Annotated in this window: 12 protein-coding genes; 3 read left to right on the top strand and 9 right to left on the bottom strand. The window is 58.8% G+C overall.

Translation table 11 applies throughout. The features are described from left to right. The first annotated feature begins 89 nt into the window (after positions 1 to 89). Entirely contained in the window at positions 90 to 572 is a 483-nt protein-coding gene (gene dalA / locus AQUI_RS0107745; protein ID WP_027257013.1) for a divisome-associated lipoprotein DalA, read from the top strand. 45 nt (positions 573 to 617) lie between these two features. On the opposite strand, the gene AQUI_RS0107740 is transcribed toward dalA, so the two are convergent. The 8 genes from AQUI_RS0107740 to hslO form a co-directional block, all read right to left on the bottom strand. Beyond that, a complete protein-coding gene (locus AQUI_RS0107740; protein WP_027257012.1) occupies positions 618 to 1,145 on the bottom strand; it encodes a L,D-transpeptidase family protein in 528 nt (175 codons plus the stop codon). 67 nt (positions 1,146 to 1,212) lie between these two features. Then, positions 1,213 to 2,022 (bottom strand): ion transporter, encoded by an 810-nt coding sequence (locus AQUI_RS0107735; RefSeq protein WP_027257011.1) that lies wholly within the window; start codon positions 2,020 to 2,022, stop codon positions 1,213 to 1,215. Position 2,023: 1 nt separating this feature from the next. Next, the gene (locus AQUI_RS0107730; protein ID WP_027257010.1) at positions 2,024 to 3,271 is read right to left on the bottom strand and encodes a class I SAM-dependent RNA methyltransferase; all 1,248 of its coding nucleotides are present in this window, start codon (positions 3,269 to 3,271) and stop codon (positions 2,024 to 2,026) included. A gap of 54 nt (positions 3,272 to 3,325) precedes the next feature. Next, complete coding sequence (locus AQUI_RS0107725) at positions 3,326 to 5,170, bottom strand: ABC transporter ATP-binding protein (RefSeq protein ID WP_027257009.1); 1,845 nt, start codon at positions 5,168 to 5,170, stop codon at positions 3,326 to 3,328. After that, positions 5,167 to 7,005: an ABC transporter ATP-binding protein gene (locus AQUI_RS0107720; protein ID WP_027257008.1), complete on the bottom strand. Its 1,839-nt coding sequence runs from the start codon at positions 7,003 to 7,005 to the stop codon at positions 5,167 to 5,169. The genes AQUI_RS0107725 and AQUI_RS0107720 overlap by 4 nt, the downstream gene beginning before the upstream one ends. Before the next feature lie 220 nt (positions 7,006 to 7,225). After that, positions 7,226 to 8,377, bottom strand: coding sequence for a CCA tRNA nucleotidyltransferase (locus AQUI_RS0107715; RefSeq protein WP_027257007.1), 1,152 nt, complete (start codon positions 8,375 to 8,377; stop codon positions 7,226 to 7,228). Continuing rightward, the gene (locus AQUI_RS0107710; RefSeq protein ID WP_027257006.1) at positions 8,377 to 8,985 is read right to left on the bottom strand and encodes a CoA pyrophosphatase; all 609 of its coding nucleotides are present in this window, start codon (positions 8,983 to 8,985) and stop codon (positions 8,377 to 8,379) included. Before AQUI_RS0107710 ends, AQUI_RS0107715 begins: the two co-directional genes overlap by 1 nt. Next, positions 8,978 to 9,964 carry an Hsp33 family molecular chaperone HslO gene (gene hslO, locus AQUI_RS0107705; protein WP_027257005.1) on the bottom strand — a complete coding sequence of 329 codons (987 nt, stop codon included), beginning with the start codon at positions 9,962 to 9,964 and terminating at the stop codon, positions 8,978 to 8,980. The genes AQUI_RS0107710 and hslO overlap by 8 nt, the downstream gene beginning before the upstream one ends. 77 nt (positions 9,965 to 10,041) lie before the next feature. Here hslO and AQUI_RS0107700 point away from each other — a divergent pair, with 77 nt between their 5' ends. Then, positions 10,042 to 10,485: an NUDIX hydrolase gene (locus tag AQUI_RS0107700; protein WP_027257004.1), complete on the top strand. Its 444-nt coding sequence runs from the start codon at positions 10,042 to 10,044 to the stop codon at positions 10,483 to 10,485. Between the two features lie 78 nt (positions 10,486 to 10,563). On the opposite strand, the gene AQUI_RS0107695 is transcribed toward AQUI_RS0107700, so the two are convergent. Beyond that, on the bottom strand, positions 10,564 to 11,817 hold the full coding sequence (locus tag AQUI_RS0107695; protein WP_156916922.1) for a PP2C family protein-serine/threonine phosphatase: 1,254 nt from the start codon (positions 11,815 to 11,817) through the stop codon (positions 10,564 to 10,566). Positions 11,818 to 12,004: 187 nt separating this feature from the next. On the opposite strand from AQUI_RS0107695, the gene AQUI_RS0107690 reads away from it, so the two are divergent. After that, positions 12,005 to 12,328, top strand: a complete 324-nt coding sequence (locus AQUI_RS0107690; protein WP_027257002.1) for an Hpt domain-containing protein — start codon at positions 12,005 to 12,007, stop codon at positions 12,326 to 12,328. The last annotated feature ends 5 nt before the right edge of the window (positions 12,329 to 12,333 follow it).

Here is a 12,333-nt window from a genome sequence, read left to right as displayed (position 1 = left end):
AGGCAGGTCTGCATATTTCTGCCGGTCCATTTGCACCTCTGCCACAGGAAGGATAAGTGCATCAGCAACCGACGGAGCGAGAGAGCAAAATGAAACGTGTTTTTCTGCTGATAGCTGCTGCCTTTGTAACTTTGGCGGCAGCATGTACGCCCGCAACAGATTCCGGCAGCACATACCGTATTAGAAACGCAGACAAAGTGCAGATCCGGATGCTCGATTCAGTCAATGCGCTGCGTCAGGCAGCTGGCGCGCAAACCGTTCAGCTGAATGCAGAGCTGACCGCGGCGGCGGCGACCCATTCCCGGGACATGTCAGTGCAAAACCGGCCCTGGCATTTTGGATCCGACGGCTCCTCGCCGCTGGACCGGGTGTCGCGTGCTGGGTACACCGGCTCGCTTCTGGGGGAAAACATCTCTGAGACCTACGAGAACGAGCAGCAGACCCTGTCTGCTTGGCTGGAACGCCCGGCCACTCGCGCCGTGATTCTCGACCCAAAAGCCGTGAACATGGGCTTCTCCTGGTTTCAGGAGCCGAATGGTAAAATCTGGTGGACAATGGTTATGGGCAGCTAAGCCACCGAGCCGTGCATCAGCACGGCGCCAGGCCTTGCCAGAAACTCAGGGCCGCAAAGCGATGGGTGTGCCGTCCTGCACCATGGCATAGATCTCTTCGATCTCTTCATTTGACACCGCAATACAACCCGCGGTCCAATCATCAACCCGGGCTGCGCGTTTGCGCTCCTTGCCGTTGTTCGGCTCTCCGTGAATAAAAATCTCACCGCCCGGACGCTTGCCTTGAGCATGCGCATTGGCCCGGTCCTGCCTGTTCGGGTAAGAGATTCCGACCGACAGATGATAGCGGCTGTTGGGATTGCGCCGATCAATAACATACGTGCCCTCAGGTGTTTTTCCGTCACCCTCGAACGCCTTGTGCCCCAATGGTGCGAACCCCAGATCGACCGCATACTCGCGCAGGATGTCTTCGTTGTGCATCAGGTAAAGCTTACGCGCACCCTTGTTGATCACAATCGAAGTCACTTGCGGCCCGTCATACGAGTGAAACCGGCTCACTGCGCCGCCGGAGGTGCTGCAACCAGCCAGCGCAAGGCTCGCGGCTGCACCGAAACCAAATGCCCTTCTGTCCATTCTCAAAGCCTGTATTTCTTTTATTGCCTCTATTCAGCCTTTACCGCGAATTGCCTGTTAAGGAAATTCACAATTTCCTGTCCGGGGCCGATTGACTGCTTAGCCTCTGTTCAATCGCTTCCAGCCGGCTCAGCACTTCGTCCCTATAGGCATCGGTGCGTTCCACCTCTTCTTCGCCATGGGCATCCTGCATGGAGTTCACGATCAGGCCGACAAGAAGGTTCACTACGGCAAAGGTCGTCACCATGATGAACGGTACAAAGAACGCCCAGGCGTGCGGATGCACCTCCATCACTGGCCGCACAATACCCATCGACCAGCTTTCCAGCGTCATGATCTGGAACAGCGAATAGGCACTGCGGCCCAGGTCGCCGAACCATTCCGGAAAGTCGTGACCGAACAGCTTGGTCGCGATCACAGAGCCGATGTAGAAAATGATCGCCATCAGCAGAAAAACCGACCCCATCCCCGGCAGCGCGGTGATGAACCCCTCGACCACCCGGCGCAGGCGCGGTGCAACCGAAATAACCCGCAACACCCGCAGGATACGCAGCGCCCGCAGTACTGACAGGCCTTGCGTCCCCGGTGCCAGCGCAATGCCGACGATCACGAAATCGAACACATTCCAGCCGCTCAGGAAAAACCGCAACCTGCGCACAAAGAGTTTGGCCAGGATCTCCACCACAAAAATAGACAAACAAATGTAGTCGATCAGGTGAATCAGACCGCCAATCTTAGCCATGACAGATGGGGCTGTCTCCAACCCCAGGGTGACCGCATTGACCAGGATGACAGCGGTAATAAACCGGCCGAACCGGTCACTGTCCAGAATGGCTGCCAGGCGGCGGGTCGGGGTGAAAGCAGGAGTATCGGTCATCTCAGTCTTTCATGGTAAATCGCGCAGCCAGTTCGGTATGGGCCGACCAACGGAACTGATCAACAACCTGCACCCAGTCAAGGCTGTAACCCGCCGCAACCAGTGCTTTGGCGTCGCGGGCAAAGCTCACCGGATTGCAGGATACATAGGCGATCACGGGTGTTCGGGCTTTGGCCAACTGGGCAGTTTGTGTCTCAGCGCCTGCGCGCGGCGGATCAATCACGGCAGCTTCAAAGGCAGCACCAAACGGGTTCAAATCCTCGGGCAACAGCGGATTGCGGAACAGGTCGCGGACTTCGGTGGTGACTTTCTTCAGACCCGCCGCCCTGCGCCAGCCAGCATCCAAAGCTTCCAGCATTGAACGTTCACCTTCCACCGCATGCACTTCGGCGGTTTCCGCCAAAGGCAGGGTGAAGGTGCCGCAGCCTGCAAACAAATCGACGATCCGTTTGGCTCCGCTTGTTATTTCCTGAACCGCTGCCAGCAACGCCGCCTCACCTTCCCGGGTGGCTTGCAGGAAAGCCCCCGGCGGCGGGCAAACGCGCGCGGCGCCAAAGCGTTGCATTGGCCGCTGCTCCATCGCGACCGGCTCATCCTCCCAGGTCAACCGGGCAATCCGGTGCTGGTCTGCCAGCCGCGCCAGTTCGATGCGCAATTGCCCGTCCAGCGGCTTGCCGTTCCTGACCAGCATGTCCAGCCCAGCGTCCGAGGTGGCGACCGTCACGACCAGCGGTGTCTTCCGGCCAGCCCCGGCCATCGCCAACGCCTCTACAACGGGAATCGCGGCCTTCAACGCAGGTTCCAGCAGCTGGCACTCAGGGATCTCCGTGATCACATCCGACGCCTGTCCATGAAATCCGGCCATCGCACCCTTCTTGGTGCGCCGCACCGCAAGCGTCGCGCGGCGGCGGGAGCGGGACGGCGAGGTGTGGATCGGGCGGAATTCAGTCTCTAACCCCTGTGCCGTCAACGCTGTGCGCACGACTTCCGTTTTCCACTCAGCCACAAATCCGTCACTTGCGTGCTGCAGCTGGCAGCCGCCGCAGGATTTGTAGTGGCGGCACGGCGGCTGCACCCGGTGCTCGGATGGGGTCTCGATCCGGATATTGGTCAGCCGGCTGCCCTCCGTGAAACCTGAGACGGTTTCTCCTGGCAAAGCACGCGGGGCAAACAAGGGTCCATCGGCCACGCCGTCGCCCTGATGGCCCAGCCGGCTGATCGTTGCTGTAGTTCTGGCTGCGTCAGTCATGGCTGCTCATTACCGCGGCAAGATGGTCAGCAAAAGCAAAATGCGCCGGAAAATTTATTCAGCTGCTGCCCTGTTCTCATCCGTACAGATGAAGCCGCCGGACTGGCGCGCCCAAAAAGCAGCATAAAGCCCGGCCTTGGCCAAGAGCTCTTCATGACTGCCGCTTTCAGCAATCCGCCCTTTTTCCATCACAATGATCCGGTCCATTTCGCTCAGCGTCGATAGCCGGTGGGCGATGGCCAGCACCGTTTTACCCTCCATCACCCGGTGCAGTGCGGTCTGTATGGCCGCCTCCACCTCGGAATCCAGCGCCGAAGTGGCCTCGTCCAAAACCAAAATGGGCGCGTCCTTAAGGATAGCTCGGGCCAGAGCGATCCGCTGCCGCTGCCCGCCCGAGAGTTTCACACCGCGCTCGCCGAGAAAAGCGTCATAACCTTTGTGGCCTTGCCCATCCTCCAACTCGGTAATGAACTCATGCGCCTCAGCTTTCTCTGCAGCGGCGATCAGAGCTTGCTCCGACGCATCCGGCCGCCCATACAAGATATTGTCCCTGGCTGAACGATTGAACATGGCAGTTTCCTGGGTGACCATGCCGATCTGGCTGCGCAGCGAATTCTGGGTGACACCGGAAATATCCTGTCCGTCGATCAGAATGCGCCCGTTTTCTCCGTCATAGAGCCGAAGAAGCAATGAAACGAGCGTTGACTTCCCCGCCCCGGAAGCGCCGACAATGCCCAGCTTCTCACCTGGTTTGATTTTCAGGCTGATGCCCTGCACCCCGCCCACATCGCGGCCATAGGCGAATTCCACCTGGTCAAAATCAATGCCGCCTTCACTCACAACCAGCGGCTTGGCACCGTACGTATCCTCAACTCTTTCGCGGGCCGAGAGAGTCTTCATCCCGTTTTCGATCTCACCAATGTTGGAATAGATCGCCATCAGCGTGAAGCTGACCCAGCCTGTCATCTGCGCAATCCGGATCGAGACTGCGCCGGCTGCCACGATGTCCCCTTCCGTTGCGCTGCCCGCCTGCCATAGAAACAGCGTCGCGCCAATCAGAAGCACCGGCAGGATGCCAGCCAGGCACATTAGGCAGAACCGAAAGCTGGCCGAAAGATAGCCGAATTGCAGCGACTTCTCACGGTAGCTAACCATAGCATCCTGGGCAGTCCGTTCTTCGTGATCAGCATGCGCAAACAGTTTGACCGTCTTGATGTTGGTAATTGAATCAACCACTTGCCCGGTGACCATCGCCCGCGCCCCTGCCCGCATGCCAGATCGCTTGCGGATACGCGGCAGGAACCGATGGATCAGCCCGAAGTAGCCAACCAGCCAGACCAGAAACACGCCGGTAATGCGCCAGTCTATAGAACCTAACAAGGCCAGTGACCCGGCGAGAGACGCCAATGCAAACGCAACGACACTGATCATCTCGGTGGTGACCGAGGTGACAGCCGTCGCCGTTTGCATCTGCTTCTGAGCGATCCGCCCGGCAAAATCATCGTCAAAGAACCGCACCGACTGGCCCAACGTCCAACGGTTCAGCCGAGACAGAACCAGCGGGTTCACGTTGGGCTGGACAATTATTGCATTTGAGGCTGCAGACAAACCGAACAACACCGGTCGCACAAACAGGAAAAACCCCAATGCCAGCGCGATCACCGCCACATTGCCGGCCGAAAAGAACTGCTCAGGCCCGCTGGTTATTGCGGTGTCGATCACAATTCCCAGGATATAGGCCGTGCCCGCCTCCATCGCGCCGGCCAGCGCCGAGAATGCCGCCGCCAGCAGCAGCATTGGCCAGGCGCCAGCCAGGCACCAATGCAGAAAGGCCCCCAGCCGCTGCGGCGGCGGGCCATCGGCCGGGCGGAAGGCGTCGATCAAATTGCCTATGTTCATTCTGCTGCCTCGATGTTCAGGAAGCCGCCGGACTGGCGCGCCCAGAGCTGTGCATAAAGCCCCTGCGCCTGCAAAAGCGTCTCATGCGAGCCTTCTTCAACTATACGCCCCTGGTCCATCACCAGAATACGGTCCATCTGCGCGATGGTGGACAGCCTATGTGCGATGGCGATCACCGTCTTGCCCTGCATCATGCCGTACAGCGTTTCCTGAATCGCCGCTTCGACTTCGGAATCCAGCGCCGAGGTGGCCTCGTCCAGAACCAGAATCGGCGCGTCCTTCAGGACCACCCGGGCCAGCGTCACCCGCTGACGCTGGCCGCCGGACAGTTTGACTCCGCGCTCACCCACATGGGCGTCATACCCCTTGCGGCCCTGGGGATCTTCCAAATCCAGGATGAAGTCATGCGCCTGCGCCTGTTTGGCGGCGGCGATCATCTGCTCCTCGCTGGCATCCGGACGGCCATACAGCAGGTTGTCCCGCACCGAGCGGTGCATCAGCGCGCTGTCCTGCTGCACCATGCCGATGTGGCTGCGCAAGCTGTCCTGCGGCACCGCGCGGATGTCCTGGCCGTCGATCAGGATCTGACCGCTTTCAGCGTCGTAGAACCGCAAGAGCAGCTTCACCAGGGTCGATTTGCCCGCACCTGACCGCCCGATCAGGCCAATCTTCTCACTTGGCTGGATGGTCAGGCTGATCTTGTCCAGCCCGCCGGCCTCGCGCCCGTAATGGTGCGAAAGATTGCGCAGTTCGATCTCACCCTTGCTCAACTGCAATGGGTCCGCATTGGCCGAATCCACCAGATCTATGGGCTGGGCAATGGTCTCCATCCCCTCGGCCACAACACCCAGCTGCCGGAAGAAGGAGGTCAGTGCCCACATAATCCAGCCGGTCATCGCATTCAGCCGCAATGTCAGCGCCGTGGCCGCCGCCACCAGGCCGACCGAGGCCGAACCCTGCATCCAAAGCGTGACCGCCCAGCCGACAACACCCACGATCAGCAGCCCGTTCAGGGTGACAAGCGCCGCGTCCATGACAGTGAAGATCCGCATCTCCGCCTGAAAGGTTTTGCGCGTGTTCTCGATCGCATCGCGGGCATAGGTCAGCTCGTGATCGTGATGCGCGAACATCTTGACTGAATGGATGTTGGAATAGCTGTCGACCACCCGCCCGGTCACAGTCGAGCGCGCGTCCGACGAGGCCTGGCTGGCCGGCCCGACCCGTTTGACGGTCCACATCACCAGGAGGCCGTAAAGCGCAAACCAGATTGCGAGCGGCAGCATCAGCCGCACATCGGCGACCCACAGCAGCACCGCCGCGCCGACAAGATAGGCCAGCGAAAAGGTGATGGCGTCAAAGACCTGAAAGATCACCTCCCCTGCGGCGGGCGGCGTTTGCATGATCCGGTTAGCAATCCGGCCGGCGAAATCGTTCTCGAACCAGCCCACCGATTGCCGCAGCACGTGTTTATGCGACCGCCAGCGGATCAGCGTGCCATAGTTCGGCAGGATCGCGTTGTTGAGCAGAACCACGTCCAGGAACTGGATCAGCGGCCGCAGCAGCAGGATGAACAGGGCAACCAAGGTCAGCTCGGTCCCATAATCCTCCCACACCTGCTCAGGCGTGCCGGACATGATGTCCACCACCCGGCCCAAGTAGTAGATCAGCCCGACCTCGATCGCGGCGACAATGACCGACATCAGCGCAGTCAGGATAAAGACGGTTTTGAACGGCCTGGAATAGTCGCGCAGGAACGGCCACAGCCGCGTTGGCGGCGTGTTGGTCTCAGGGTAGGCGCAATAAGGGTCAATGAGGTTTTCAAAGAAGCGAAACATGCGGGTGCTCCAGGCGTTCGAGCATTATTTTGGAATACAGATGAAGACAGCGGGCCGCCCATAGGCTCCGACGTCCAAACGGGGCAAAGTCTCAGGCGTTAGAGAAGCCAAATCCCGTAATACATCAGCATTCCTCCCGTCATGTGGTGACTGCCTAGTGCGTACGCAAGATTTTTTATTTTGTCACCCCCCAAGGTTGTGACGCTGCTGACACTCTGTGTCAGTGGAGGGAGGCGAGCAACTGTTCCCGGCTGAGCGAGAAGCCCGAGGCAATCCAGTCCGCCTCCAGCTTCCGCAGCATCGCCCCTAGTTCCGGGCCTTTGCAATCCGGCAACAGATCGCGGGCTTTGACTGGAAAAACAGCCTTTGCGCCCAGCGCGATATCATTCTCTAAATTGCGCAAAACCGGTTGTTCCAGCAATGCAGACCGCAACAGCAGCACATCCAGCGCCTGTTCCGCTCCCAATCGGTAGCCCAACTCTTTTGCCCCGGCTGTGCCAGCCGCAGCTTCGCGGATCGCCTGCAGGTGAGAGGCCTGCGCCTTGCTGAGCCGCAACGCCTCCTGAAGGCCCTCCCCCCCGAGCACGGCAAGCCGCCGGATGCTGGATGCAGCTCGCCCGGCCTCCAAGTGAATCAGCGGCGCCAAGGCGCGGTCATCGGCGCCAGGCAGAATCTGTGCCAGGACACCAGCCTGCCGCATGGCCGCGGCCGAAGGTACAGGATCAGGTGCCGCCAGCAGTTTCAGCATCTCCGCCCCGACACGTTCCTTGGAGAGCGTTGCCAGCCCCTCCAGGTTGGCCGCAATCGCCGCCAGCGCATCCGGGTCAAAACCCAGCGCGTGATCGCCGTACCAAGCGTAAAAGCGAAAATACCGCAACGAACGCAAGTAATCTTCACGGATGCGGTTCTCAGCCGTGCCGATGAACCGGATCCGGCGCTCTTGCAAATCCTCGACACCGTCCAGAGGATCGACAATCTCACCATCCGGACGCGCATAAATCGCGTTCATGGTGAAATCGCGTCGGTGGGCGTCCTCAGTGATATCGGTTGAAAATGCGACAATTGCCCGGCGGCCATCAGTCGCAACATCCTTACGAAAGGTGGTTATTTCATGCGGGATGCCGTTCTTGACCAGCGTGACGGTACCGTGGTCGATACCGGTGGGAACCGCCTTGATCCCAGCTCGGCCCGCTAGTTCCATCACCTGTTCCGGACGCGCATCGGTGGCGATATCCATGTCGGAGACCGGCTCGCCCAGCAGCGCATTGCGCACGCAGCCGCCGACAAACAGAACCTGCGCGCCGTCTGCCGTGACTGCCGCACAAACAGCCTGGGTTGCAGGATCCTTCAACCAGGATTGGTCAATCCGCATTACATCTCCATCCGTGCCGCAAAACCGCGCAGCATCCGCGCTGTGGCGCCCCATATGTAGTAGGAGCCGTATGGAACGGTATAGTAGCGGCGGCGGGTGCCGCGCCAGCGGCGGGATTCAATGATGTATTTTTTTGGATCCAGCACATGGGCCAGCGGGACGGAAAAAACCTCGGCCACCTCCCCCGCTTCCGGACGCACGGTGAATTCCTCCCGGATCAGAGCCACAACGGGCGTCACCGAAAAACCGGTCACCGTCTCATGCTCCGGCAGGCAGCCGACAATCTGCGGCAGCTCCTGCGGCAGCCCGATTTCCTCCCAGGCTTCGCGCAGCGCAGCAGAACAGGTATCCGTGTCGCTGGGATCCACCTTGCCGCCGGGAAAAGCGATCTGGCCCGGATGATGCTTCAGCGCAGAAGAGCGTTTGGTCAAAATAAGCCGTGGTGCATTTCCGGTGACAGAGATAGGTACCAGTACCCCGGCCGGCCGCAGCTTGCGCCCTTCTGGCAGCACGGTACCGGGGTTGAGGTCAAAGTCGGAAGAGCCGCCGCCCTGGTGTTTCAGCGCGGCGGAAATCCTGTTGGCAAGGTTCTGCGCGGCCTCACTCACCGGGCGGGTTTTCCGCTTCAAAACCCACGCTTTCCGGGTCCAAATCGTAATGCGCGCTGCAAAACTGGCAATCCGCCGTGACCCGACCATCTTCGTTTGTCATAGTGCCAATGTCTTTGGCCGAATAGATCGACAGGCTTTGACGTACTCGGTCTTCGGAGCAGGTGCAGCCGAAACGAACGGCCTGGACATCGTAGACCCGCGGTTGTTCCTCGTGAAACAATCGGATCAACAGATCGGTCGGGGACACTGACGGTCCGATCAGCTCCAATGCCTCCACGGTATTCAACAACATTGTGGCCCGGTTCCAGTTTTCTTCCTGATCACCGGACACCAAATCGCTGGCCTGCAGAACTTCACCCGACCCTTCGCTTTGCGCAGCAAAGGGTGACGCTTTGGGCATGCTCTGCAGCATGATGCCGCCCGCGCGCCAATGCTCGTCAACTCCGGGCTCGGATGATTTTCCAAAGCTCATTTTGAACATGGTCGGCAGCTGTTCGGATTGCGCAAAATAGGCCTCGGCACAGGCGCGCAGCGACCCGCCAGACAACGGGGTGATGCCCTGGTACGGCTTGGTGCCTTTGCCTTGGTCGATCATGATTGCAAAGTACCCTTCTCCAACCTGATCAAAGGGGTCGCTATCCGTAATCCGGTCACGGTCGAAGCTTGCGTAGGCACGGATCCGGCCGATTTCACCTTCTTTTTGCGGCGCATAATAGTCGGTCGCGATCATCCGCACAGCGCCCTTGGACTGCACCTGCAACGACAGCTTCCAGCGCAGGGAAATCGTCTGCCCGATCAGCGCCGTCAACAGCGCCATCTCGGCGACCAGCGCCTCAACCACTGGCGGGTAATCATGCTGTTTCAGGATGCCATCCAGCACGCCGTCCAGCCGCGCAACGCGGCCGCGCATGTCCGATGCATCAAGCTGGAAGGGCAGGACGGTGTCGTCCCACGCGATTTTCGAACCAAGTGTCATGGGGTTTCCTTACGCGCCGGGGATTGGCATACCGGGGCTATATAGGAGAATTGATACTGGAGTGAAGGGGCCAGCCCGTGATCAGGCGATTTGGTAAGACACCGGAGAACGGCCAGCGTTACCGGATGCGTCCGGGCGCCTATGCTCTGCTGCCGCGGGACGGCAAGCTGCTGATCACTTGCCAGTATGCTCCTCATCCAGACCTGCAACTGCCAGGAGGGGGTATCGATCCAGGTGAGTCGCCAATTCCCGCACTGCACAGAGAGGTTTATGAGGAAACCGGCTGGAAGATTGCCACGCCGCGCAAGATGGGTGTGTTCCGGCGGTTTGCCTATATGCCAGAGTACGCTCTTTGGGCCGAAAAAATTTGCCATATCTACATCGCCCGCCCATTGCGCCGGATTGGCCCGCCTGCAGAAGAAGAGCATGAAGCACTGTGGGTCACCCCGCAGGAAGCCGCCCTCCGGCTGGGCAATGCTGGCGACCGGCATTTCGCAGCCAAACTGGCAGCCCGGTTGTAAGAAATTGAGAAGTCTACAGCTGAAAAAGCAACATCCCAGCCGCGGCCAGGACAACATCAGACAACCAATCTGACTGGTTTACGGACCCTGATACTCGAACAATGTGGCCGAGACGTCATCCTCAAGCCCGTGTTCCTTGCTCATAACTTGTGTCAGATGCCAGTAAAGATCATCCAGAAATTCCTTACTGCTTTGCTCTGACCCGCATTTTTGAACCAGCTCCAGCAGACCTTCCGGCTCTAGCATCGAACCGTCTTCCAGCCGCGCCTCTGTAAAACCGTCTGAGAACAGCAGCAGGCGGTCGCCACGTTCCATGACAAATTCTTCCTGGCTGTAGCCGATATCGGGAACCAGCCCCACCGGCACACCACCCTTACCGATGAACTCCAGTTCACCGTTCTTGCGCAGCAACAGCGGGTGCGGGTGGCCTGCTTGCACCATCTTAACAACACCGCTGCGCAAATCGGCGATGCAATAGGCCATGGTGAAGTACTCTTCGATCCCGGTATCAGCGATCAGCCGTGCATTCAGCAGGCTGGCAACTTCCTCCGGCTGGCGCAGCGCATAAAACCGGTTGAAGCGTTTTTCCATCCCGACATTCTGATCGAAGTAATTCGAGGACAGATAGCCACCGAGACGCGCTGTCATCATCGCCGAAGTGATGCCGTGACCGGACACGTCGATAGAATAGAAGCCGATTCGGTTCACGCCTGGAGAGAACATTCCCACCAGATCACCGCCAATATGGCCGCAAGGTTTCAGCAGGAGGCTGACGGTGGAGGATCCGAAATCCTTGGACAGTTCCGGTACCAGTGATTCCTGAATCTTTCGGGCTTGAATCAGGTCTTTGTCGATCGCATCGTAAACCCGCTGCAATTCCCCCAGGGTTTCGGACACGATACGGTTCTTCTCGGACAGTTCCCTTTGCATTCTCAGGATACGCTCACCTGCGGAAATTCGCGCTCGCAGTTCATCCGAGCTGACCGGCTTGGTCAGGAAATCATCGGCACCTGCATCAAGCCCTTCTGCAACCTCGTTCTTTTCGCTCTTTGAGGTCAGCAAGATGAAGTAAGCATACTCCTCGCTGGAGCGGGTACGGAACGCGCGGCAGAACTCCAGCCCGTTCATGCCCGGCATCATCCAGTCGCTGAGGATCAGGTCAGGAGTTTCTGTCTGGCATATCTCCATCGCGGCCTCGCCGCTCTCAGCCTCGACGACCTCAAATCCCCATTTCTTGAGAGAAGCAACTAGAATGCGTCTTTGCAGGCGGCTGTCATCAACAACCAGCACACGGCGTATTGATCCGGCCACTGTGTGGTCCTCGTTGTCCATCGAACTTTCTGGCAGCACCGAAGGCACCTCACAAATGGCAAAATCAGACGATCTTGTGATACTATCGGTCCAGAAATTTAACAGGCGGTGAAACCTAAAATTTGAGCTTCCTCCTTTATTTCACTATATTTTTACTGCATTCAACTTAAGAAATCGCTCATGGCAAAACATCGTAAGGACATTACACATGATAGACTGGCCGCGTGTAACTGAGCTGCGCGAAGAAGTAGGCGCCGAGGACTTTGGCGAAGTTGTTGAAATCTTTCTTGAAGAGGTTGAAGAAGTAATCGGCAAGCTTCAAGGCGGCGATCACAGCCAGCTGGAACAGGACCTGCATTTCCTGAAAGGCAGCGCACTCAACCTCGGGTTTGAAGAGTTCTCCGCATTGTGCCTGAAAGGTGAGCAGAAGTCCGCGCACGGGAAGACTGAAGATGTCGACATCCCTGCAATCATTGCCAACTTCGAAACGTCCAAGTCCGCCTTTCTGACAGGTCTGTCCGAAAAGTTCTGATCTCC

The sequence above is a fragment of the Leisingera aquimarina DSM 24565 genome (genome assembly GCF_000473165.1).
Taxonomy (GTDB): Bacteria; Pseudomonadota; Alphaproteobacteria; order Rhodobacterales; family Rhodobacteraceae; genus Leisingera; species Leisingera aquimarina.
Note: the sequence above shows the minus strand (reverse complement) of the source record. Positions and strands in the feature narration are given on the sequence as shown.

Excerpts from the sequence above, each read along its gene's own strand:
- dalA (WP_027257013.1), top strand. The coding sequence starts at position 90 with ATGAAACGTGTTTTTCTGCTGATAGCTGCTGCCTTTGTAACTTTGGCG.
- AQUI_RS0107740 (WP_027257012.1), bottom strand. The coding sequence starts at position 1,145 with ATGGACAGAAGGGCATTTGGTTTCGGTGCAGCCGCGAGCCTTGCGCTG.
- AQUI_RS0107735 (WP_027257011.1), bottom strand. The coding sequence starts at position 2,022 with ATGACCGATACTCCTGCTTTCACCCCGACCCGCCGCCTGGCAGCCATT.
- AQUI_RS0107730 (WP_027257010.1), bottom strand. The coding sequence starts at position 3,271 with ATGACTGACGCAGCCAGAACTACAGCAACGATCAGCCGGCTGGGCCAT.
- AQUI_RS0107725 (WP_027257009.1), bottom strand. The coding sequence starts at position 5,170 with ATGAACATAGGCAATTTGATCGACGCCTTCCGCCCGGCCGATGGCCCG.
- AQUI_RS0107720 (WP_027257008.1), bottom strand. The coding sequence starts at position 7,005 with ATGTTTCGCTTCTTTGAAAACCTCATTGACCCTTATTGCGCCTACCCT.
- AQUI_RS0107715 (WP_027257007.1), bottom strand. The coding sequence starts at position 8,377 with ATGCGGATTGACCAATCCTGGTTGAAGGATCCTGCAACCCAGGCTGTT.
- hslO (WP_027257005.1), bottom strand. The coding sequence starts at position 9,964 with ATGACACTTGGTTCGAAAATCGCGTGGGACGACACCGTCCTGCCCTTC.
- AQUI_RS0107695 (WP_156916922.1), bottom strand. The coding sequence starts at position 11,817 with ATGGACAACGAGGACCACACAGTGGCCGGATCAATACGCCGTGTGCTG.
- AQUI_RS0107690 (WP_027257002.1), top strand. The coding sequence starts at position 12,005 with ATGATAGACTGGCCGCGTGTAACTGAGCTGCGCGAAGAAGTAGGCGCC.